The sequence below is a fragment of the Streptomyces sp. 8L genome (genome assembly GCF_020176795.1).
GTDB lineage: Bacteria > Actinomycetota > Actinomycetes > Streptomycetales > Streptomycetaceae > Streptomyces.
On record NZ_JAIUKE010000037.1, the window covers coordinates 1 to 21,208 of the forward strand.

Sequence of the window (21,208 nt, forward strand, 5' to 3'; positions counted from 1 at the left end):
GGGGGGGGGGGGGGGGGGCGGCCCGGGGGGGGGGGCGGGGCCCCCCCCGGGGGGGCCCCGCCCCGGGCCCCCGGGGGGGGGGGGGGCGGCGGCGCGGCCCGCGCCGCCGAACACCTCACGCAGGACGGGCAGGTCGCGCACCGTCAGGGGCACGCCCGCGGCCAGCGCCTCCATCGCGGCGAGCCCGAAGCCCTCCTTGAGGGACGGGAAGGCGAACGCCTCGGCCGCCGCCACCAGCGGCGGCAGTTCGTCCTCGGGCACCGTACCGAGGACGACGGGCTCGACGCCCAGTTCGCGGGCCCGTTCCTCCCATCGTTTCCGGTAGTCCCGGTAGTCGAACAGCGTCTCGCCGCCCGCGATGACCAGGCGCACCGAGGGATGGTCATCGAGCAGCAGCGCGTACGCCTCCAGGAGGTCCAGCGAGCCCTTGCGGGGTTCGATGCCGCCGACGGTGAGGACGTAGCGGCCGAGGCGTGCGCGCAGGCGGCTTCGGGCGGCCGGGTCGGTGGTGGCGAAGCGCTCGTACGCGACGCCGTTGGGGATGACGGTGGCCGCGAGGCCCCACCCCTCGTGGAGTTCGCGGGCGACGGACCCGGAGACACAGATGTGCGCGTACGGCTCGGTGAGGGCGCGCTCGTGGCAGGCGGCGAGTTCGGGTGTGGTGAAGTGGTCGATGTGGTGCACGGTGCGGACGCACCGGCCGGCCGCGTTGGCGCTGATGCAGTCCTGCGCGTGGACGATGTCGTAGTCGCGGGCGTGCGGTGTGAACGCGTCGCGCAGGGTGTCGATGGAGCGCAGCACCCGCTGCCCCACGGTCTCGTCCGCGGCCCCGGGCGCGAAGGGCACGACACGGGTCCGCACCGCCGGGTCGACGGGCCGGTGGAAGCCGTGGTCGCCGTCGCGGCCGAGCGTCCACACCGTGACGTCCTGTCCGGTGCGGGCGAGCGCCTCGGCGAGCGCGAGGGTGTGCACGACGCCGCCGCGCGGCTTGGTGGAGTAGCTGAGCAGGGCCACCCTCATACGGGCCGTCCGGTGAGGTAGGCGGCGGGACGCAACTCGTCGACGTGGCTGAGGATGCGGCGGGCGCGGTCGATCTCGGCGGCCACGTCGAGTTCGGCAACGGCGAGGCCGGCCTTGGACCAGGTGCGGGCGAGGATGTCCCCGCCGGGCCCGACGACCTTGGCCTGGCCGAGGAAGCGCATGCCTCCCATGGCGCCGGTCTGGTTGGCGGAGGCGAGGACGACCTGGTTCTCCGCAGCACGGGCCTGGTCGTAGAGGTCGAAGAGGCGGGCCTGCCGGTCCTGGGCGAGGCGCGGCGCCCGGTTGGTGAGGCTCGTGGGCCAGGCGGAGAGGCAGGCGACGACGGTGGCGCCGTCGAGGGCGAGGCTGCGGGCCGACTCCGGGAACGTCTTGTCGTAGTCGATGAGCATGCCCATGCGTCCGACGGGGGTGTCGAACGCCTCGAACCGGTCGCCCGGCGTGTAGGCGGCGGTCTCCCCCGCCGGGAGGTGGACCTTGCGGTGGCGGCCGAGCACACCGTCGCCGCTGACGCACACGGCGGCGTTGTGGCGGGCCGCGCCCGCCGCTTCGCAGTAGCCGACGCACACCACCATCTCCCGTGCCAGCCGGGCGACTTCGCGGATGAGCGGGTCGTCGGGCCCGAGTGCCTCCGGCAGTGCGTCCGGGTCGGGGCTGCGCAGGTCGGCGAGGTAGCCGCCGAGTGCCGCGTCCGGCAGGACGAGGAGTGCCGCGCCGCACTCGCGCGCGTCGGAGACGATCTTCGCGATACGCGCGAGGTCGAAGTCGAGGTCGCGGCCGAAGTGGGCGGCCGCCGCGGCGATCCGTACGGTGCCGGGCGTTCTCCGGGCGCGTGGTGCGCGGCCGGGGGCGGCTCTGGTGTCCATGGGGGCGCCTCCGGCTCAGGCGCCGGCGGGCGCGGGCGTCGTCGGGACCCGGTAGGCGTCGGGCCGCCGGTCGCGCAGGTGGCCCATGGCACGGCGGGCCGTGGTGAGGGCCTCGTCGACGTCGAGTTCGGCGACGGCGAGTCCTTCGCGTATCCCGGTGTCGGCGAGGATGTCACCGCCCGGGTCGACGACCTTGGCGCCCGCCACGAAGCGCAACGATCCGAAGGTTCCCGACTGGTTGGCGGACAGCCACACCATCTGGTTCTCCAGGGCGCGCGCCCGGTCGAACAGGTCGAAGCGGCGCTTCCACCGGTCCTGGGCGAGGTCGGCGGCCGGGCGCGTCCTGGCGCCGGGCCAGGCCGACACGCAGACGCCGACGCGCGCTCCGTCCAGGGCGAGGGCGCGGGCGGCCTCGGGGAACGCCTTGTCGTAGCAGATCATCATGCCGATCCGGCCGACCGGGGTGTCGAAGGCGTCGAAGCGGTCGCCCGACGCGTAGGAGGCGTTCTCGCCGAGCGGCTGGTGCACCTTGCGGTGGTTGGCCAGTACGCCGTCGCCGGTGACGCACACGGCGCTGTTGTAGCGCTGCCCGCCGTCGGCCTCGCAGTATCCGGCGATCACGGTCATCTCGCGGGCGAGCGCGGCGAGGCGCCGGATCTCGGGCCCGTCCCGGTCGAGCGGCGGCGGCCCGGCGTCACCCGCGCCGTCCGGCGTGTCCAGGCTGAGCAGGTAGCCGCCGAGGCACGCCTCGGGCAGGGCGAGCAGCCGTACGCCGCGCTCGCGCGCCTCGGCGATGACGGCGGCCACGGTGGCGAAGTCGGCCTCCAGGTCGCGTCCGAACGCGGCGGCGGACGCCGCCATGCGCAGTGTGGTCATGCGGTCCCCATTCCGGTCACCGCTGCGGTGACGGCTTCGGTGATCTCTCCGTCGGGCCAGCGCAGTCCGACGCCGTGCCCGCTGGTCAGCTCGCCGCACTCGGCGCTCGTCGCGGGCCCCGCGGGCAGGGCCCGGGAGCGGGCTTCCGGGTCGGTGGTGAGCATCGCGTACCCGGGGAAGCAGGTGAGCCAGTCCCCGGCCGTCGTGCCGCGTGGCCGGGGCACGGCGGCGACGTCGAGCACGGCGCGGCAGCCGCCTGCCTCGGCGAGCATGCCGAGGGTGCCGACGACTCCGGCCATGGAGACGTCCTTGGCCGCGGCGGGCCTGACGGCGGCCACCGCGCCGAGCATGGCCGTCAGTTCGGTGGTGGTGCGGCGGGTCGTGGAGTCCCACTGGCGGCCGTGGTGGCCGGGGCGCCAGCCGCCGCCGAGGTCCGCGGTGAGGCGGACGCGGTGGCCGGGGCGCCCGCCGCCGCCCGGCACGGGGTGGTGCGTACGGCCCAGCGCGGTGACGCTGAGCGCGGCGGGTACGCCGAGCTGGGTGTGGCCGCCGAGCACGGGCACGCCGTAGGCGGCCGCGGCGCGGGCGAGTCCGCCCAGCAGGGCGCGGGCCTGCGGCAGGTCCCGCGCGGCCACGGCGTCGAGGAGCCCGGCGGGCCGGGCGCCCATCGCCGCCAGGTCGTTGAGGTTGACGAGGACGGCGCACCAGCCCGCCCAGTCGGGGTCGCGTTCGGCCAGGGAGGGCAGGATGGCGTCGCAGGCGGCGACGAGACCGCCGTCACCCGGTACGGGCGCGCCGTCGTCACCCACGTACCCGGGGCCGCCGAGGGTCCCGGGCGCCGTGCCGGCGGCCAGTACGGACAACAGGTCTCCCAGCGGGCCCTTGGTCGCGGTGGCGAGTGCCTGGATACGGCGCACGGGGTGGCGCATCAGGATGTGCGGGCGGCCCGCGACCGTCACCGGGCGCACGGGGTGCCATCCCAGGCGGGTGAACAGCGCCTCGTTGGCGGCCTGGACGGTCGCGTCGAAGCGCAGCGCGCCCGCCTGCTCGGCACGGGCCCGGGCGGCCCGGACGAGAGCGGCGCCGATGCCGCCTCGGTGGCGGGCGCGGGGGTGGACGGCGAGCCTGCCGCCGGCCCACCAGCCGATGTCGGGTCCGCCGTGCGCGGGGCCGAGGCGTACGCCGCCGACCACCGCGCCCGACGGGTCGCGGGCGACGAGGCTGAGGGTGCGCGGGTCGTCGTCGTGCTCGTCGCGGTCGTGCCGCTCGAACAGGCCCTGCTCGGTGACGAACACGGCGTGCCGCAGCCGCCGGTAGGCGCCGAGTGCGGCGGGGGCCGCGGCCTCCTCGATGCGGAAGGCGGGTGGTGTGCCGCGCCGTGCGGCCAGGGTGCTGCGGTCGCCGAGCAGGGCGAGGATGTCCTGCGGCGGCGCGGCGGGGGGCACGGGCGGCGGACCGCCGTCAAGGGTGGTCACCCCGGCTCACCCGCCCACCGTGGACAGGACGCCGCAGGCCCCGCAGGCGGCGCAGCCCGCCGTCTGGTCGGCGCCCCGCATGCCGGCGGCCCGCAGTTCGGCGGCGACGGCCGCGGTGACCCGGGCCAGCAGGTCCGCGGAGGGCGCCGGGACGCCGTCACGTGCCGCCAGGGTGCCGCGCATCGGGCGGAAGGGCACGACGAACGGGTACACGCCGCGCGCGATGAGGCGGGCCGCGCCCGCGACCAGTTCGTCGGGGTCCTCGCCGAGCCCGACGAGGAGGTAGGTGGAGACGCGGTTGCGGCCGAAGACACGGACCGCCTCGTCCCATGCCTCCTCGTAGGCGGCGAGCGGCACGGTCGCCTTCCCCGGCATCCAGCGCCGGCGGACGGCCTGGTCCAGGGATTCGACGTGGATGCCGATGGCGGCGGCGCCCGCGTCGTGCAGTGCGGTGATCCAGCGCAGATCCGCGGGCGGTTCGCACTGCACCTGTACGGGCAGTCCCGGCACGGCTTCGAGGACGGCCCGCACCGACCTGGCGAGGGTGCGCGCGCCCCGGTCGGGGCCCGTGGTGGTGCCGGTGGTCATCACCATCTGCCGGACGCCGTCGAGCCGTACGGCCGCCTCGGCGACCTCCGCGAGCTGGGCGGGGGTCTTGGCGGCCACGGTGGCGCCCGCCCGCAGGGACTCCTCGATGGTGCAGAAGCGGCACCGGTCGCTCTCGCCGTAGCGCACGCAGGTCTGCACGACGGTGGTGGCGAGGACGTCGGTGCCGTGCAGGCGGGCGATGTGCTCGTACGGAACGCCGTCGGCGGTTTCGAGGTCGTAGAACCGGGGCCGCCCGACGGGGGTCAGGCTCAGGCCGGTGTCGTCCGTGCCGAGCCAGACCCTGCCGTCCCGGACGGCGTAGGGACTCGCCGGATCGATGGGCAGGGCGGCGCCGAGACCGTCGACGCGCACGTGGCCGTCGTCGCTGGGCCCCGCTCCGTCGGGACGCCGCAGGGGTGTGTCCGTACTGATCCCGCGCAGCGCGAGGTCGGCGCGGGTCAGGATGCGGACGTCCACGGGAGTCGTGTGCTTCGGGGCCTCGCGGTCCGCTTCGGTGTCGGCGCTCACCGGGTGCCTCCTACAGCTGGTAGGTCGAGTTGATGATGGCGCCCTTGCGCGCGTAGTGGATCAGCGCGTCCTGGACGTCGAGGGGGTGGGTGGGGATGACTCCTTCGATGAGGTCCTCCTCGCGTGCGCCGTGCAGGGACAGGCCGAAGCGGCAGCAGTAGACCTTGCCGCCCTCGGCGATGAAGGTCTTGAGCTGGTTGTTGATGTTGTGCTCGCCGGGGAACGCGGAGTTGCCCGTGGTCGGGAAGCCGCGGGTGGCCAGGCAGTTGAGCGAGCCGGGGCCGTAGAAGTAGATCGCGGTCTCGAAGCCCTTGCGCAGGGCGCGCGTGGCCTGGAGCACGGCGACGAAGCTGACGGACGACTCGTGGGCGATGCCGTGCACGAGGGTGAAGTAGGTCTCGCCGTCCTCGGCCTTGTAGTCCGGGAAGACCTTGGTGGTGCCGTAGATCGTGGAGCCCTCCGGCAGGGCGGGGTGGGCGATCTCGGTGAGCGACGTGCGCTCCACGTCGGTGAGTTCGGCGGTTTCGGACATGACGGTCTCCTTGGTGTGAGGTGTGGCGGAGTGAGGTGTGACGGTTCGGTGGTGTGGTGTGCGGTCGCTGCGGGGGGCCTTCCCGGTCCTGTGGGCTGCCCCGGGGTCAGTCGTAGAGGTCGGCGAACGTGGTGCGGAAGACGCGGCGGGCGAGTTCGCCGTCGCCCACGGCGGCGCTCATGCGGGCGTGTTCGCCCGCGAAGTCGCCCCACGGCTGGTCGCTCGCGAAGAGCACCCGGTCGTGGCCGGTCCCCCGGCGCTCGATCTCCCGGGCCAGCCAGTACGGGGCGAAGCCGATCGCCCAGGACAGGTCGGTGTACACCTGCTTGCCCGCGTCTATCCACTCGAAGAAGCGGGAGCCCGCGAGTTTGATGTGGCCGCTCATGCCGCCGCCGAAGTGCACGAGGTGCAGGCGCACCCGGTCGGCGTACCACTCCACGAGTCGCCCCACCTGGTCGATGTCGGAGGCGGCGCCCGGCGATGTGTGGATGTGGACGACGAGGCGGTGTGCCTCGGCGGTGGCGAAGATCCGGTCGAGCTGGGGGCGGCAGGCGGGGTCCGTGGGGTGCCCGCCGAGCAGGAAGCTGAGCTTGAGCGCGCGCACCCCGTCCTCCCCTGCGAGTGCGAGCGCCCGCTCGGTGCGCTCCGCGTCCTCGGGCCGGGGAGACACCCACAGGGCGGCTCGCAGCCGGTCGTCGAACTGTGCTGCTTCCAGGGCGAGTTCGTTGAAGGTGAAGGCGACGGAGGGGTCGGGCACACCGTAGTTGGGCAGCACGAGGGCGCGTTCCGTGCCCTCCCGGTCGAGATCGGCGACGAGTTCCCTGACCGTCGCGCGGGCGGTGGTGTCGGGGCGTACGGCGGGGCCGCCGTAGAAGGGATGGGCGGGCAGCACGCCGATGTGCCGGTGTGCGTCGTGGACCATGGAGGTGTGTCCTCTCAGCCGACGGGGAGCGCGGCGGACAGGGCGGTGGGCGCGCCGGTGAGCGCGCCGCACACGTCGGCCACGCGCCGGGTGGCGTCGATGTGGTCGGCGAGGAAGGCGGCGTCCCGCCCGACCGCCTCGAACCGGCCTGAGCCCCAGGTGTGCTGCCAGGGGAGGCCGATGAAGTACAGGCCGGGCAGGCTGGTGATGCCGCGCCGGTGCATGGGGTAGCCGCGTCCGTCGAAGACGGGCGCCTCGACCCAGCGGTGGTCGCGGGTGAAGCCGGTGGCCCAGACGACGGTGCCGATCCCGGCGCGTTCGAGGTCGAGGGCGGTGTGCGGGCAGGACGGGTCTCCCGGCGGCGCGGGCCGCCACACCGGTTGGTAGCGGGGCTCGGCGGGGGCGTCGATGCCGTACCTGCCGATGTGGGCGTCGATGGAGTCCTTGATGGACTCGGCGACGGCGTCGGCGTGGTCGAGGCGGGCCGCGAGGTCGTCGGCGAAGGTGAGCGCGGGGCCGTCGGCGCCGGTGAGGCGCCCGTACAGCCGCATGCCGTCGCGGGCGAAGGCGCGCAGGTCGATGTCACGGCCGCCGTCGCGCCCTGTGACGTAGTGGTTGGCGCGCATCCGGACGGCGTCGCTGTCGGGGAAGGAGTCGACGGTCTTGTCGTAGTGGCCCATGGCGTCCAGCCAGGCGACGCAGTCGCGGCCACGGTAGGTACGGGCGACGCGGGGTGCGCTGCCGACGGCGAGGTGGACCTCGCGGCCCGCGAGGTGGAGGTCCTCGGCTATCTGGCAACCCGACTGGCCGGTGCCGACCACGAGTACGGCGCCGCCGGGCAGATCGCGTGGGTTGCGGTACCCGGAGGAGTGCAGCTGGTGCACCGCCGCGGGGAAGCGCTCGGCGAGGCGCGGGACGGCGGGGCGGTGGTAGGGGCCGGTCGCCACCACGACCTGGTCCGCGGTGAAGTCGCCTGCGGTGGTGCGCAGTTCGAAGACCCCGCGGTCGCCGCGGCGAAGCCTGGTGACGCGTACGCCCTCGGCGACCGGCGGCTGGAACCTGGCCGCGTAGTCCTCCAGGTAGCGGACGATCTCTTCGCGCACCATGAAACCGTCGGGGTCGTCGCCGCGGTAGGGGTGGCCTGGCAGCCGGCACTGCCAGTTGGGTGTGACGAGGCAGAAGGTGTCCCAGCGCCGGGCGCGCCACTCGTGACCGACGCGGTGGGACTCGAGGACGACATGGCCGATGCCGCGTTCCCGCAGGCAGTAGCTGACCGACAGTCCCGCCTGCCCGCCGCCGACGACGGCGACGGGGTGGTGGGAGCCGGGCGCCGGTGCGAGGGGGGCCGCCGGGGCGGACGGTGTCCGTTCGGGCAGGAGTCCGGCAGCGGGTGTGCCGGTGGTCGGGGAGTCGGGCATGGGCCACCTCCGGGCGGGATTCCGGGGCGGGCCGCCGGGCTGGTGTCCCGGTGGCCTCGGTACCGCTTACGGGCTCCACTCCACCGGGCACAGGTTTCGGAATGAGGTCTTCCGGAATAAAGGGCCGTTGCTGTCGCGAGCGGTGCGTCACGGCCGTGTTCCACCGTGCTGACATCGCGTCTCACAACCCCGGCGGCACGAACGGTGCCCCGGAGCCAGGAGGACCGGCCGGGAACTCGCCGACGGCGCCCTCCGGCCCGTCGACCGCGGCGCGCGACCGACGGGCCAGTCCGCCCCGTTCACTCGATAGGGTGATAGCACCATCAATGGAGGAATTGAAAAATTCTTCAATCAGAGACATGATGCCCCGGGCCGTGCGGGGCGTTCCGCTTCGCGGCGGCCATCGGGTCCGCACGGCGGACGGCGGACAGGGAGGCCGGCATGGACGAGGTCGCCGAGACCGTGGCGGCACGGGTGCGTGCGGCGCGGCGGCAGCCGGTGCGCGACGCGCCGGCCGTGCGGGACGGTTCCGGGACGGGTTCCGCGGCGGACGAACGGGCGGATGCCGCACGGACGGCCCGGACGCACGGCGTCGACGTCCCCGGGGATGGCCTGACGGCGGTTTCCGAGGTGGACGGGTGAAGGGGCCGAGGACGGTTTCGGTCCCGCTGCACGAGGCCACGGCGGAGTCCTTCCGGATGCTGCACGAGGCCACGGCGGAGTCCTTCCGGATGCCGGGTCCCGTGCGGATCACGCGGGCGCCCGAGCTGTCGCGGGCGGGCGGCACCCTGGTGCGCGCGCTCGCGGGGCCGGACGTGGCGGGCCTGTCGGGGGCCGACCGCCGGACAGGGACCGGGGTCCCGGCCGGGCTGCGGGACCCGCTCGGCGCATCGCGCGGGGCGGACCGCGCGGAGGTACCAGGACACTGACGCGGTGTCGGGGCGCGCGAGCCCCGCACGATCCAGACCAGAGCATCTGAGGACGGCCATGTCGCTTTTGCGGAAGATCCGTGCCACCGGGAAGGTGGCCGAGCCCGCGCCGCCCCGACCGCCCGCCGACGCGCTGCCCCCGTCGGTGCGCGAACGGGCGCGGGAGCTGGGCGGGTCGGCCCAGGTACGGTGCGTCGACGCGGGGTCCTGCAACGGGTGCGAGATCGAGATCGCGAACGCCTTCGGCCCCGTCTATGACGTCGAGCGGTACGGGGCACGGCTGGTCGCGTCGCCGCGCCACGCCGACCTGGCCCTGGTCACCGGCCCCGTGACCCGCAACATGGCCGACGCGCTGCGGGGCACGGTCGCCGCGATGCCGCAGCCGGCCCTGGTGGTGGCACTGGGCGACTGCGCCCTGAACCAGGGCGAGTTCGCCGGAGCGTACGGGGTCGAGGGCGCGGTCGGGGACGTCGTACCGGTCGATGTACACGTCCCCGGGTGCCCGCCCCGGCCCGAGGACATCGTCACGGCGCTCAGGACGGTGACGGGCCGGTGAGTGTGATCGGTCCCGTGCTCGGGGCGGGGGCGGCGCTGGCCGGCGCCGGTGCGCTCGCGGGCGCGTTCCTGCCGGGCCGGGCCCGGGTGGTGGCGGTCGGCTGGTGCGGCGTGCTGGTCGGCGTCTCGGGCGCGGTCGCGGGCGGCGCCGCGCTCGGCGGCGCCCGGTGGGCCCTGTTCCTGCCGGACGTACTGCCGCCCGTCGGGGTGCGCCTCGGTGTGGACGCCCTGTCGGGCCTGTTCATGGCGGTGGCGGGGGTCGTCGTGTGCGCCGTCTCGCTGTACGGGATCGGGTACGCGGGCCACGGCGGCGAGACGCGCGGGGCGCAGGCGGCGCTGCCGGTGTTCGCCGCCACCCTGGTGCTCGTACCCGCCGCGGCCGGTGTCTCGACGTTCCTCGCGCTGTGGGAAGTGATGGCGGTCAGCTCGCTGCTGCTGGTGCTGGCCGAGCACCGGCAGCGCCCCGAGGTCGCCTCCGCGGGACTGTGGTACGCGGTGATGACGCATCTCGGCCTGGTGGCGCTGCTCGCGGCGCTGTCGCTGTTCGCCGCGCACGCGGGCGGGGAGAGCTTCACGGCGCTGCGCGCCGCCGCCGGGGGCATGCCACCGGGCGTCCGCGACACGGTGTTCGTGCTCGCCCTGGCGGCGTTCGGTTCCAAGATGGGCATGGCGCCGCTGCACGCCTGGCTGCCCCGCGCCCATCCCGAGGCGCCGAGCAACGTCTCCGCGCTGATGAGCGCGGCGATGGTCAACCTCGGCGTCTACGGCCTGGTGCGCGTGGGGTTCGACCTGCTGGGCGGCGGGCCCCGCTGGTGGTGGCTGCTCACTTTGGCGGCGGGCGCGCTGTCCGCGGTGTACGGCATCCTCCAGGCCGCGGTGGCCCATGACCTCAAGCGGCTGCTGGCGTACTCGACCGGCGAGAACATGGGGCTGGTCCTGGTCGGCACCGGTGCGGCGGGCCTCTTCGAGACGGGCGGCGAACACGCCCTCGCCGTACTGGCGTTGACGGCGGCCCTGCTGCACGTGGTCAACCACTCCGCGTTCAAGGCGCTGTTGTTCTGCGCGGCGGGCAGTGTGCTGCGGTCGACGGGGGTGCGCGACCTCGACCTGCTGGGCGGGCTGCGCGCCCGGATGCCGGTGACGGCCGCGCTGTTCGCGCTCGGGGCGCTGGGCGCGGTGGCGCTGCCGCCGGGCGGCGGCTTCATCAGCGAGTGGCTCCTGTTCCAGTCCCTGATCCACGGCCTGGCCGTGCCGGGTCTTTCGACCGCGGTCCTCCTGCCGGTCGCCGTGGCCGCCGTCGCCCTGTCGGCGGGGCTCGCCGCCGCGGTGTTCGTCAAGGCGCTGGGGGTCGGCTTCTTCGCCCGGGCGGGCGGCGAGGGCCCCCGGCGGGCCGCGGAGGCACCGCCGACGATGCTCGCAGGGATGGCGGTCCTCGGCGTGTGGTGCGTGGGGCTCGCCCTCGTCCCCCAACTCCTCGCCGGCGCACTGGCGCGCGCCGCGTCGGCGGCCGGGCTGAGGGGCGGCCGGGCGTTCGCACCCGACGCGCTGCGGCTGCGCCTCGCGCACTTTCCCGCCCTGTTCTCCCCCCTGTGGCTGGCTGTCGCGCTCGTGGCCGGCGTCCTCGCGGTGTCGGCGCTCGCCCGGCTCGCGGGACGCAGGCGCCGCAGGGCCGCGCCGGTGTGGGACTGCGGCGGCGGCTCCCCCACGCCCCGCATGGCGTACACGGCCACCTCGTTCGCGGAGCCGCTCCAGCGAGTCTTCGACGATGTGCTGGCCCCCGAGCACGACGTCGACATCACCCACGTCAAGGAGTCGCGGTACCTGGTGGCGCGCGCCCGCTACGCCACCAGGGTCACCGACCGCGTCGAACACCGTCTCTACACGCCGGTGTTCACGGCGATGGGGCAGCTGGGGGTGCGGGCCAGGCGGCTCGCCCCGGGCAGCGCCCACGTCTACCTCGGATACGGGTTCCTGGGCCTCGTGGTCCTGCTGGCGGCCGTGGCGGTGGCGCGGTGAACGCCTCCGGCTGGGCGGCGGTGGCCGGGCAGGTCGTCCTGGTCGTCGTCGGCGCGCCGCTGCTGACCGGCATGATGCGCCAGGTGCGCGCCCTGATGGAGGGGCGGGCCGGGGCGGGTGTCACCCAGCCCTGGCGGGACGCGCGCAAGCTGCTGCGCAAGCAGCCGGTCTCGGCGGAGGGCTCGGGTCCCGCGTTCCGGGCCGCGCCCCTGCTGCTGGTGACCACGGCGGCCGTGATCGCCGCGCTGGTACCCCTCGCTTCCACGGCCACGCCCCTGAGCGGCAGCGCCGACCTGCTCGTGGTGGTCGGGCTGCTGGCCCTCGGCACGGTCTCGCTCGCCCTGGCGGGCCTGGACACGGGGACCGCGTTCGGCGGCATGGGAGCGTCGCGGGAGTTGACCGTGGCCGCGCTCGTCGAGCCGACGATCCTGCTCTCGGTGCTGGCCCTGTCGGTCACCACCGGTTCCACCAACCTCGCCCGCATCGTCGACGGCCGCATCCACGACCCGTCGGGCGTCGCCTCGCCCGCCAGCCTGCTCGCCGTGGTGGCGCTGGCCGTCGTCACGCTCGCCGAGGCCGGACGGCTGCCCGTGGACAACCCCTCCACCCATCTCGAACTGACCATGGTCCACGAGGCGATGGTGCTGGAGTACGCGGGCCCCGACCTGGCGCTGGTCGAACTCGGCTCCCAGATGCGGCTCACCGTCCTCCTCGGCATCCTCGCCTCCCTGGCGGCCCCCTGGGGGACCGCGACCGGCAGCGGCCTGATCGCCCTCGCGCTCGGACTCGCGCTGTTCGCCGTGAAGGTCGTCGTGCTCGGCGGGGCGCTGGCCGCGGTGGAGGTGTTCTGGGCGAAGGTCCGGCTGTTCCGCGTCCCCGAACTGCTCGCCGGCTCCTTCCTCCTCGCGCTCCTCGCGGTCGCCGCGTCCTACTTCCTGAGCGGAGAGTGACCATCCCCGTGCCCACCGGCCTGTACACCCAGCTCCTCGATCTGGGCTGCGGATGCTTCCTGCTGGCCGCAGTCCTCGTGCTGTGGTTCCGCCAACTCGGCGCCATCGTCAAGGTGTTCGCGCTCCAGGGCGTGGCGCTCGCCGGGGTGGGCACGGTGCTGGGCGCCCATGCGCACCGCACCGACCTCGTGGTGGTGTCCCTCGGTGTCGGTGTGCTGCGCGCCGTGGTACTGCCCCGTCTGCTGTGGCGCGCCCTCGCCGCGAACGGGCAGCGCCGCGAGGGCAGGCCCCTGGTGAACGTGGCGGCGTCCCTGCTGGCCGCCGCCGCGCTCACCCTGCTCGCCTACGCGGCGGCGAGGCCCCTCGTGGAACTCGCTCCCACGCCCGCGACCAGGGCCCTGCCCGTCGGTCTCGCGGTCGTCCTGATCGGGTTCTTCACCCTGGTCACCCGCAGGCGGGCGGCCGCCCAGACGGTCGGCTTCCTCAGTCTCGACAACGGCATCACCATGACCGCGTTCCTGGCGACCTCCGGGGTGCCGCTCATCGTCGAACTCGGCATCTCCTTCGACCTGTTGCTCGCCGTGCTCGTCCTGCACCTGCTCACCGGCCGGATGCGCCTCGCGTTCGGCGGCACCGACATCGACGACCTGCGGGAGCTGCGGGACTGATGACGCGCACCATCGAGGAACTGCTGCTCACCCTCCCGGTGGCGGTGCCGGCGCTCACCGCGGGCGCCCACCTGATGCCGTCGCGGGGCCGCGTCACGGGATGGGCGGGGCTCGCCTCGCCGCTGACCGTCCTGGCCTGCGGCGTCCTTCTCGCGGCCCGGCCCGGGCACGGCGCGGTCACCGCGTACGGGCACCTGCTGCGCGCCGACGCGCTCAGTGTGTGGATGCTGCTGGTGATCGGCGCCGTCGCCACCCTGGCCTGCGCCGCGAGCCCGCCCCACCTCGCCGCCGAACGCGCCGCGGGCCGCGCGGAGGACGGCGACGTACGCCGCTACTGGCAGCTCGTACACCTCTTCCTCGCCGCGATGAGCGCCGCCGTCCTCGCGGAGAACCTCGGCGTCCTGTGGGTGGCGGTCGAGGCCACCACCGTCATCACCGCGTTCCTCGTCGGCCACCGCCGCACCCGCGCCTCCGTCGAGGCCGCCTGGAAGTACGTCGTGATCTGCTCCGCCGGGATCGCCCTGGCCCTGCTCGGTACGGTCCTGATCTACTACGCGGCCCGGCAGGCGGGTCTGTCCGAGTCCGCCGCGCTCGACTGGCCCGCCCTGGCGGCCCACGCCCGGGGGCTCGACCCCGGCGTCACCCGCCTCGGGATCGGCCTCGTCCTGCTCGGCTTCGGCACCAAGGCGGGCCTGGTGCCGCTGCACGCGTGGCTGCCGGACGCGCACAGCCAGGCGCCCGCCCCCGTCTCCGCGCTCATGTCGGGGGTCCTGCTGTCCGTCGCCTTCTCGGCCGTCCTGCGCTACAAGGTGATCGCGGACGCCGCCCTCGGCACCGGCTTCGTCCGCGTCGTACTGGGCGGCACCGCACTGCTCACCCTGGCCCTCGCCGCCGGGCTCCTCCAGGCCCAGCGCAACTACAAGCGCATGCTCGCCTACTCCAGCATGGAGCACATGAGCCTGATCGCCCTCGGGACCGCCGTGGGCAGCCCCCTCGCGATCACCGCCGTCCTCCTGCACATGGCGGGCCACGGCCTCGCGAAGTCCGTCGCGTTCTGCTCGGCCGGGCACGTCCTCCAGCTCCGCGGCACCACCCGCATCGCCCAGGTGCGCGCGCTCCTCGCCCGCGCCCCGGTGCCGGGGGCCGCGCTCGGCATCGCCGTGCTCGCGCTGCTCGGGATGCCGCCGTTCAGCCTTTTCGCCTCCGAACTCGGCATCGTCAGAGCCGGGTTCGCCGCGGGCATGGCCTGGCCCACCGCGCTGGCCCTGCTCCTCGTCCTCGTCGCGTTCGCCGCGCTGGCGCTGCGCACCGGCCGGATGGTGCTCGGCGCGCTGCCCGAGGGACCAGGCACCCCCGCGATCCCCGCCCGTGTCGGGGCCGCCGCCGCGGCGCCCCTCGTGTGCGGCCTCGCCGCCGCCGCGGCCCTCGGCGTCACCACGGGGCCGCTGACCGGACTCCTCCATCACGCCGCGGCACTCATCGGAGGCCATTGAGCATGCGTCCCGCACCCCTTCAGGGCATCCGCACCTTCGAGGACATCGGCGCCGACGAGCTCGCCTTCCGGGCGGGTGAACTGCTGGACCAGGGCAGCCGGCTCGCGCTGGCCGCCGCCCACCACGACCCCGACGCGCTGCGCGTCGTCCACCTGTTCACCGACGCCGCGACGGGCAGCCGCACGGAACTGCACGTCAGGCTCGACCCCGCCAACCCCGAACTCCCCACCCTGGCCGGCCACTCGTTCCCCGCGGGCCGCTTCGAACGGGAGATGCACGACCTGCACGGCGTGACCCTGCCCGACCACCCGCTGCCCCGTCGCCTCGTCCGCCACGACCACTGGCCGCGCGGCTGGTACCCGATGCGGCCCGACGCGCCGCCCCCGCCCGCCTTCGCCGAGCCCGAGGGCCCCTTCCCCTTCCTCGAAGTGGAGGGGGACGGCGTGTACGAGATCCCGGTGGGGCCCGTCCACGCGGGGCTGATCGAACCCGGCCACTTCCGCTTCTCCGTCGTCGGCGAGACCATCGTCAAACTCAAGGCACGGCTGTGGTACGTCCACAAGGGCGTCGAGAAGCTGTTCGAAGGCCGAACCGCGGAGAAGGGCCTGCTCCTCGCCGAACGCGTGAGCGGCGACACCGCCGTCGGCCACGCGCTGGCCTACTGCCTCGCCGTCGAGGAGGCCACCGGCACGGATGTCCCCGAACCCGCCCAGCGCGCACGGGCGTTCCTGCTCGAACTGGAGCGCCTGTACAACCACGTCACCGACCTCGGCGCGCTCTGCAACGATGTCGGCCACGGCATCCTCAACGCCCACGCGCTGCGGGTCCGCGAACAGCTCCTGCGCCTGGGCGACGCCGTGACGGGGCACCGGCTGCTGCGCGGCGGCGTGGTGCCCGGCGGAGCCGTGATCCGGCACGTCCCCGAGCGGGCCGCCCTGGAAGCCATCGGCGCCGACATCGCCGAGATCGTCGCCCTCGCCCTCGGCCACGCCACGGTGCGCGACCGCTTCACCGGCACCGCGCGCCTCTCCCCCACCGCGGCCGGCGACCTGGGGTGCCTCGGCTATGTGGCGCGCGCCAGCGGCCTCGACACCGACGCCCGCCTCACGCACCCCTTCTACGACCTCGGCGGCGCCCTGTCCGTGCCCGTGCACCTCACCGGGGACGTGCTGGCACGCTTCCGGGTACGGGCCGACGAGGCGGCCGCGTCCGTCGCCCTCGCCACCCACCTGGCCGAGGGGCTGCGCCCCGGGGCCGCCACCGTGCCGCTCGCCCCGCCCACGGGCGCCGCGGCCTCCGGCGTGGGCCTCGTGGAAGGGTGGCGGGGCACGATCGCCACCCGCGTGGAGACCGGACCGGACGGAAGGCTGACGCGCGTCAGGCCGGTCGACCCGTCGTTCTTCAACTGGCCCGCCCTGCCGGTGGCGTTGGCGGACACGATCGTCCCCGACTTCCCCCTCACCAACAAGAGCTTCAACCTCTCCTACGCCGGCAACGACCTGTGACGGGCCGTTCCGCCCAGTTACGATCTGTGAGCGGCTCGCACCACATTGCCCGGGGCCGGAAAGGCATCCGGAAACAGGGCCGGAAAGGCGTCCGGCCAAGGAACGGGGCCTCCGGGGACCTCGTGGGGCCGTTTCGTGGGGCCGTCCCGCGCCCGGAACCGGCCGGCAGCGGGTCCGCACAGGTCAGAGCCGTACATCCACGCAGCACGCGCGGCCGGGGACGGCCCGGTCGGTGCCGGAGCGGGGGTTTCCCGGTCACCGTCCCGGTTGTCGTCCAGGTGACCGCCACCCCCGCAGGGACGATACTGCTTCCGTAGGTCGTTGTCCCCCTGCCGCGGCTCATCAGGAGGTACCCGTGAAGATGCTCATCAACGTGCCGGAGACCGTTGTCGCGGACGCCTTGCGCGGTATGGCCGCGGCCCATCCCGACCTCTCCGTCGACGTGGACAACCGCGTCGTCGTCCGGCGCGACGCGCCCGTGGCGGGAAAGGTCGGGCTCGTGTCCGGCGGCGGGTCGGGACACGAACCGCTGCACGGCGGGTTCGTCGGACCCGGCATGCTGTCCGCCGCCTGTCCCGGCGAGGTGTTCACCAGCCCCGTACCGGACCAGATGGTGCGCGCGGCGGCGGCCGTGGACAGCGGGGCCGGGGTGCTGTTCATCGTGAAGAACTACACGGGCGACGTGCTCAATTTCGACATGGCCGCCGAGCTGGCCGAGGACGAGGGCATCCAGGTCGCGAAGGTCCTGGTGAACGACGACGTCGCCGTGACCGACAGCCTGTTCACCGCGGGCCGGCGCGGCACCGGCGCCACGCTGTTCGTGGAGAAGCTCGCGGGCGCCGCCGCCGAGGAGGGCATGCCGCTGGAGCGGGTCGAGGCCATCGGCCGCCAGGTCAACGAGTCGTCGCGCAGCTTCGGCGTGGCCCTGACCGCCGTCAGCACGCCCTCCAAGGGCAGCCCGACCTTCGACCTGCCGGAGGGCGAGCTGGAGCTCGGCATCGGCATCCACGGCGAGCCGGGCCGCGAGCGGCGCGCCATGATGACGTCGCGCGAGATCGCGGACTTCGCCGTGGCCGCCGTCCTCGACGATCTCAGGCCCAGCAGGCCGGTGATCGCGCTGGTCAACGGTATGGGCGCCACTCCCCTGCTGGAGCTGTACGGATTCAACGCCGAGGTCCAGCGGGTACTGGGTGAGCGTGGCATCTCCGTGGCCCGTACGCTCGTCGGCAACTATGTGACGTCCCTGGACATGGCAGGGTGCTCGGTCTCGCTCTGCGAGGTGGACGAGGACCTGCTGCGCCTGTGGGACGCGCCGGTGGAGACGCCGGCCCTGCGCTGGGGCCGCTGACGTGCGAAGGGGCCGCGGGGCTCAGGTGCGTACGGGAACGGTGCGGGACGCACACGGTACGGGCGCGAGGAGATGACGTGGCAGAGCAACAGTCAGGGCCGGACCTGGACGCGGCCTTCTTCATCAGATGGCTCATAGCCTGCGCGGCCGCCGTGGAGCGCGACGCCGCGCACCTGACGGACCTCGACGCGGCGATAGGCGACGCCGACCACGGCAGCAACCTCCAGCGCGGTTTCCGTGCCGTCGCGGAGGTGCTGACCAAGGAGGTTCCGGCGACGCCCGGCGCGGTGCTGACACTCGCGGGGCGGCAGCTGATCTCGACGGTCGGCGGGGCGTCGGGGCCGCTGTACGGGACACTCCTGCGACGCACGGGCAAGGCGCTGGGCGACGCGGCCGGCACGGACAGGGCGGGCCTGGCCGACGCTCTCGGCGCGGGCGTCGCCGCGGTGGCGCAGCTGGGCGGCGCCAAGGCCGGCGACAAGACGATGCTGGACGCGCTGGAGCCCGCGGTGGAGGCCCTCTCGACGGGATACGCGGAGGCCGCGCGCGCGGCCTCGGAGGGCGCGGAGGCGACGACGCCGCTCCAGGCCCGCAAGGGCAGGGCCAGCTATCTCGGCGAACGCAGCGTCGGGCATCAAGATCCGGGAGCCACGTCGGCCGCGCTGCTGGTCACGACCCTCGCCGAGACGGCGGAGGCCGGAGCGTGAGCGCCGAGGGCGCGGGGGATGCGGCCGGCCGCGTGGGCATAGTCCTCGTGTCGCACAGCGCCGCCGTCGCCGCCGCCGTCGCGGAGCTGGCGAAGGGGCTCGCGGGCGGTGGCGACACGGCGCCGGTGGCAGCGGCGGGCGGTACGCCGGACGGCGGGCTCGGTACGAGCGCCGATCTCATCACCGCGGCGGCGGCCGAGGTGGACGGCGGGTCGGGGGTGGCGCTGCTGGTCGACCTCGGCAGCGCGGTCCTGACCGTGAAGACCCTGCTCGCGGACGGCGACGAGCTGCCGGAGAACTCACGCCTGGTGGACGCGCCGTTCGTGGAGGGCGCGGTCGCCGCGGTGGTGACCGCTTCGGCGGGCGCGGATCTCGACGCGGTGGTGGCGGCGGCTTCGGAGGCGTACGGGTACCACAAGGAGTAACGCGCCTCGGTCCAGTGGGAGCGCGCGGCCGTGTCGCCGCGCCCTCTTCGCCGTGCTGGTACGCGGGTTCGGCGCGGTCACGTCTGCGGGATGGCGGCTGCCCGGTGCCGTCACCGGGCGGTGCGCGCCGCCCGCCTGCGGCCGGAAAGGGCATACGGAATCGGAACGTCCAGTTCCCGTGGCTCTTTTGAGGCTCTCCACACGATCCCGACGGTATCCGTCCCCTCCCGGTTGGGCAGGGAACCAGAGGCACGCGATGGGCCGTGCACGGACCGGACCGACGGGATCGAGGCGATCTTCCACCATGGACGCGCAGCACACCTGGAACTTCACGGACGACCGAGGCCTGAGGGTCACCGCACCGAGCCGCCCCGAGCGGCTCGTCGCTTACATCCAGGCGGGCGCGACGCTGTGGGACCACGGCCTGCGCCCCGCCGGGATCTTCGGCTCGCACCACGACGGGGACACGCAGGACCCGGCCAAGGCGGGCGGCCTGCCGCTCGGGGAGATACGGTCCTTCGGCGCCGGGAGCGGCGTCGACCCGGACGAGCTGGTCGCCGCCGCACCGGACCTGGTGGTCGCGGTGACGTACGGCGGTGACCAGGTGTACGGGCTCGACCCGGACGCCGCCAAGCACCTCGGGGAGCATCTGCCGGTGGCGGTGCTCGACGTGGGCAAGTCGCGTTCGCTCGCCGGAGTGCGGGAGCGGTTCGGTGAGCTGGCGCGTGCGCTCGGAGCACGGCCGGACGCGAGCGCGGAGGGCGAGGCGCAGCTGGCGCGGGCCGAGGAGCGGCTGCGTACGCTCGCCGCGCGCGCGGCGCGGCCCCGGGTCCTCGCGCTGTCGGCCGCGGGGCCGGAGTCGGCCTACCTGGCGCGCCCGGCGGCCTGGCCGGATCTGCGGGCCCTGAGCGAGCTGGGTGTGAGCCTGCCCGACCCGGCGGGCGAGGGCGGCGGGAACTGGCGCACGGTCGACTGGGCCGAGGCCGCGGCGCAGCGCCCTGACATCGTCCTCGCGGACGTACGCGCCAACGCCGCACCGCCCGAGCGGCTGGCCGGGAGCGCGGGCTGGCGGGAGATCACGGAGCGGGCGCAGGTGCTGCCGTGGAATCCGGAGCCTCCGGCCAGCCACCACGCGCACGCCCGGTTCTTCGACACGGTCGCCGACGCCATGTGAGCCGCGACGCGACGCATGAGATCTGAAGGCCGGGTGCGAGCACGGGGGTACGAGCCGGTCGGGGGGCCGAGCGGCGCCTGCCCTGGGCCGCACGCGGCACACCGCACCTCGCGGCGTACCGCCCGTACCCGGCCCGCCCCGTCCTCAGGAGCGAGGCATATGCCCCACCGAGGCTGGGCTCAGCCCGACAGGACGGCCTGCACGGTCTTGCCGTCCTTCGGCGTCCCGCAGACGGAGAGGTGGCGGGAGAGCCCGCGCACCATGGCGATGCCGCGCCCGCCCTCCGGCAGAGCCTCGGGCGGCTGGGGGCTCAGCGCCGGGTCGTCCGGCCGCAGCCGCCTCAGGACGGGGTGGGCCGGGCCGTCGTCGTGCACCTCGACCGTGACACGGCCCGGCCGCACCGTGAGGCGCAGGAGGCAGTTGCCGCTGCCGTGCCGGGTGGCGTTGGTGACGAGCTCGGAGACGACGATCCGGGCGTCGTCGATCTGGTCGCGGTCGATGCCGCCCACGCGGTCGTGCGTGAGGTAGGCGTCGGTCAGATAGCGCGCCCAGCCCGGCGACGTGTCCGAACCGGGCAGACTGTAGGTGACACGTGCGGCCCCCCGGCGGGTATGCCCGCTCGCGTGCATCCGGACCACTCCTCTCCGCCCCGCACGGGCGGTCGGCAACCCCGCTCACAGGGTTCCCCGCAGACGCCGGGTCAATCAGGCAAGGGGCCGGGCACCTGACGTCACAAGCCGAACGGGCATCTGCCCCAAGGCCCCGCATGCGGGGCCAACTGGCACCATTCCCTCGCTACTTGTTGACGAATCCGTTCATGGGAACCACTCGTTCACGCACAAGTCTTGACGCGTACGAGACACGGGGGGAACCATCTTGCCTACCCAGAGAGCGCTCTCACGGGCTCTTGGGGTGCCCCGCCCCCATTCCCCTCTGCCCAGGAGGTCCATCCCCCCATGCAGCAACCTCCGAAGGACCCTTCCCACGAGGACGGATCTCCCCGTCTGAGCCGCCGCGCGTTCGCCGCTGCCGCCGCCGGCGCCGTGCTCGGCTCCGCGTTCCTCCCGGCCGCGACGGCCGGGGCGGGCCCCCCCCCCCCGGGCCGGGGCCGCGGCGCCGCCGGGGGCCCGGGGGGGGCCGGGGGGGGGCCCCGGCCCCCCCGGGGGGGGGGGGGCCCCCCGGCCCCCCCCCCCCC

21 protein-coding genes are annotated in these 21,208 nt (G+C 74.7%); 12 read left to right on the plus strand and 9 right to left on the minus strand.

Annotation, left to right across the window (positions count from 1 at the left end; all coding sequences use genetic code 11):
• From LCE31_RS04860 to LCE31_RS04895, 8 genes are all read right to left on the minus strand, one after another.
• A partial coding sequence (locus LCE31_RS04860) for an MSMEG_0565 family glycosyltransferase (protein ID WP_225012711.1) occupies positions 1-1,020 on the minus strand: 1,020 nt, incomplete at its 3' end.
• Positions 1,017-1,904, minus strand: coding sequence for a carbon-nitrogen hydrolase family protein (locus LCE31_RS04865; protein ID WP_225012712.1), 888 nt, complete (start codon positions 1,902-1,904; stop codon positions 1,017-1,019). The genes LCE31_RS04865 and LCE31_RS04860, both read right to left, overlap by 4 nt.
• Before the next feature lie 15 nt (positions 1,905-1,919).
• The gene (locus tag LCE31_RS04870) at positions 1,920-2,780 is read right to left on the minus strand and encodes a carbon-nitrogen hydrolase family protein (protein WP_225012713.1); all 861 of its coding nucleotides are present in this window, start codon (positions 2,778-2,780) and stop codon (positions 1,920-1,922) included.
• Positions 2,777-4,255, minus strand: coding sequence for an MSMEG_0567/sll0787 family protein (locus tag LCE31_RS04875; RefSeq protein WP_225012714.1), 1,479 nt, complete (start codon positions 4,253-4,255; stop codon positions 2,777-2,779). Before LCE31_RS04875 ends, LCE31_RS04870 begins: the two co-directional genes overlap by 4 nt.
• Positions 4,256-4,261: 6 nt before the next feature.
• Positions 4,262-5,371 carry an MSMEG_0568 family radical SAM protein gene (locus LCE31_RS04880; RefSeq protein WP_225012715.1) on the minus strand — a complete coding sequence of 370 codons (1,110 nt, stop codon included), beginning with the start codon at positions 5,369-5,371 and terminating at the stop codon, positions 4,262-4,264.
• A gap of 10 nt (positions 5,372-5,381) precedes the next feature.
• Entirely contained in the window at positions 5,382-5,903 is a 522-nt protein-coding gene (locus LCE31_RS04885; protein ID WP_225012716.1) for an MSMEG_0572/Sll0783 family nitrogen starvation response protein, read from the minus strand.
• Between the two features lie 106 nt (positions 5,904-6,009).
• On the minus strand, positions 6,010-6,825 hold the full coding sequence (locus tag LCE31_RS04890; protein WP_225012717.1) for an amidohydrolase family protein: 816 nt from the start codon (positions 6,823-6,825) through the stop codon (positions 6,010-6,012).
• Between the two features lie 14 nt (positions 6,826-6,839).
• Complete coding sequence (locus LCE31_RS04895) at positions 6,840-8,243, minus strand: MSMEG_0569 family flavin-dependent oxidoreductase (RefSeq protein ID WP_225012718.1); 1,404 nt, start codon at positions 8,241-8,243, stop codon at positions 6,840-6,842.
• A gap of 441 nt (positions 8,244-8,684) precedes the next feature.
• Between LCE31_RS04895 and LCE31_RS04900 the strand changes: the two genes are divergently transcribed.
• The 12 genes from LCE31_RS04900 to LCE31_RS04955 all read left to right on the plus strand — a co-directional run bounded on the left by LCE31_RS04900 (position 8,685) and on the right by LCE31_RS04955 (position 20,013).
• The gene (locus LCE31_RS04900) at positions 8,685-8,885 is read left to right on the plus strand and encodes a hypothetical protein (RefSeq protein ID WP_225012719.1); all 201 of its coding nucleotides are present in this window, start codon (positions 8,685-8,687) and stop codon (positions 8,883-8,885) included.
• On the plus strand, positions 8,882-9,172 hold the full coding sequence (locus LCE31_RS04905; protein WP_225012720.1) for a hypothetical protein: 291 nt from the start codon (positions 8,882-8,884) through the stop codon (positions 9,170-9,172). Before LCE31_RS04900 ends, LCE31_RS04905 begins: the two co-directional genes overlap by 4 nt.
• Before the next feature lie 58 nt (positions 9,173-9,230).
• A complete protein-coding gene (locus LCE31_RS04910; protein ID WP_225012721.1) occupies positions 9,231-9,728 on the plus strand; it encodes an NADH-quinone oxidoreductase subunit B family protein in 498 nt (165 codons plus the stop codon).
• Positions 9,725-11,743 (plus strand): proton-conducting transporter transmembrane domain-containing protein, encoded by a 2,019-nt coding sequence (locus LCE31_RS04915; protein WP_225012722.1) that lies wholly within the window; start codon positions 9,725-9,727, stop codon positions 11,741-11,743. The genes LCE31_RS04910 and LCE31_RS04915 overlap by 4 nt, the downstream gene beginning before the upstream one ends.
• Positions 11,740-12,693, plus strand: a complete 954-nt coding sequence (locus LCE31_RS04920; protein ID WP_225012723.1) for a respiratory chain complex I subunit 1 family protein — start codon at positions 11,740-11,742, stop codon at positions 12,691-12,693. The genes LCE31_RS04915 and LCE31_RS04920 overlap by 4 nt, the downstream gene beginning before the upstream one ends.
• A gap of 8 nt (positions 12,694-12,701) precedes the next feature.
• Entirely contained in the window at positions 12,702-13,361 is a 660-nt protein-coding gene (locus tag LCE31_RS04925) for a hypothetical protein (protein WP_225012724.1), read from the plus strand.
• Positions 13,361-14,854: a proton-conducting transporter transmembrane domain-containing protein gene (locus tag LCE31_RS04930; protein WP_225012725.1), complete on the plus strand. Its 1,494-nt coding sequence runs from the start codon at positions 13,361-13,363 to the stop codon at positions 14,852-14,854. The genes LCE31_RS04925 and LCE31_RS04930 overlap by 1 nt, the downstream gene beginning before the upstream one ends.
• Before the next feature lie 2 nt (positions 14,855-14,856).
• The gene (locus LCE31_RS04935; RefSeq protein ID WP_225012726.1) at positions 14,857-16,359 is read left to right on the plus strand and encodes a hydrogenase large subunit; all 1,503 of its coding nucleotides are present in this window, start codon (positions 14,857-14,859) and stop codon (positions 16,357-16,359) included.
• Positions 16,360-16,714: 355 nt separating this feature from the next.
• Positions 16,715-17,707 (plus strand): dihydroxyacetone kinase subunit DhaK, encoded by a 993-nt coding sequence (gene dhaK / locus LCE31_RS04940; protein ID WP_225012727.1) that lies wholly within the window; start codon positions 16,715-16,717, stop codon positions 17,705-17,707.
• Between the two features lie 77 nt (positions 17,708-17,784).
• Positions 17,785-18,414, plus strand: a complete 630-nt coding sequence (gene dhaL / locus LCE31_RS04945) for a dihydroxyacetone kinase subunit DhaL (protein ID WP_225012728.1) — start codon at positions 17,785-17,787, stop codon at positions 18,412-18,414.
• Positions 18,411-18,839, plus strand: a complete 429-nt coding sequence (gene dhaM, locus LCE31_RS04950; RefSeq protein WP_225012729.1) for a dihydroxyacetone kinase phosphoryl donor subunit DhaM — start codon at positions 18,411-18,413, stop codon at positions 18,837-18,839. Before dhaL ends, dhaM begins: the two co-directional genes overlap by 4 nt.
• A 304-nt stretch (positions 18,840-19,143) precedes the next feature.
• Complete coding sequence (locus LCE31_RS04955; RefSeq protein ID WP_225012730.1) at positions 19,144-20,013, plus strand: ABC transporter substrate-binding protein; 870 nt, start codon at positions 19,144-19,146, stop codon at positions 20,011-20,013.
• Positions 20,014-20,192: 179 nt separating this feature from the next.
• Here the strand turns inward: LCE31_RS04955 and LCE31_RS04960 are convergent, their stop codons facing one another.
• The gene (locus tag LCE31_RS04960) at positions 20,193-20,642 is read right to left on the minus strand and encodes an ATP-binding protein (protein WP_225012731.1); all 450 of its coding nucleotides are present in this window, start codon (positions 20,640-20,642) and stop codon (positions 20,193-20,195) included.
• Between the last annotated feature and the right edge of the window lie 566 nt (positions 20,643-21,208).

Excerpts from the sequence above, each read along its gene's own strand:
- LCE31_RS04865 (WP_225012712.1), bottom strand. The coding sequence starts at position 1,904 with ATGGACACCAGAGCCGCCCCCGGCCGCGCACCACGCGCCCGGAGAACG.
- LCE31_RS04870 (WP_225012713.1), bottom strand. The coding sequence starts at position 2,780 with ATGACCACACTGCGCATGGCGGCGTCCGCCGCCGCGTTCGGACGCGAC.
- LCE31_RS04885 (WP_225012716.1), bottom strand. The coding sequence starts at position 5,903 with ATGTCCGAAACCGCCGAACTCACCGACGTGGAGCGCACGTCGCTCACC.
- LCE31_RS04890 (WP_225012717.1), bottom strand. The coding sequence starts at position 6,825 with ATGGTCCACGACGCACACCGGCACATCGGCGTGCTGCCCGCCCATCCC.
- LCE31_RS04895 (WP_225012718.1), bottom strand. The coding sequence starts at position 8,243 with ATGCCCGACTCCCCGACCACCGGCACACCCGCTGCCGGACTCCTGCCC.
- LCE31_RS04900 (WP_225012719.1), top strand. The coding sequence starts at position 8,685 with ATGGACGAGGTCGCCGAGACCGTGGCGGCACGGGTGCGTGCGGCGCGG.
- LCE31_RS04910 (WP_225012721.1), top strand. The coding sequence starts at position 9,231 with ATGTCGCTTTTGCGGAAGATCCGTGCCACCGGGAAGGTGGCCGAGCCC.
- LCE31_RS04930 (WP_225012725.1), top strand. The coding sequence starts at position 13,361 with ATGACGCGCACCATCGAGGAACTGCTGCTCACCCTCCCGGTGGCGGTG.
- LCE31_RS04935 (WP_225012726.1), top strand. The coding sequence starts at position 14,857 with ATGCGTCCCGCACCCCTTCAGGGCATCCGCACCTTCGAGGACATCGGC.
- LCE31_RS04955 (WP_225012730.1), top strand. The coding sequence starts at position 19,144 with ATGGACGCGCAGCACACCTGGAACTTCACGGACGACCGAGGCCTGAGG.
- LCE31_RS04960 (WP_225012731.1), bottom strand. The coding sequence starts at position 20,642 with ATGCACGCGAGCGGGCATACCCGCCGGGGGGCCGCACGTGTCACCTAC.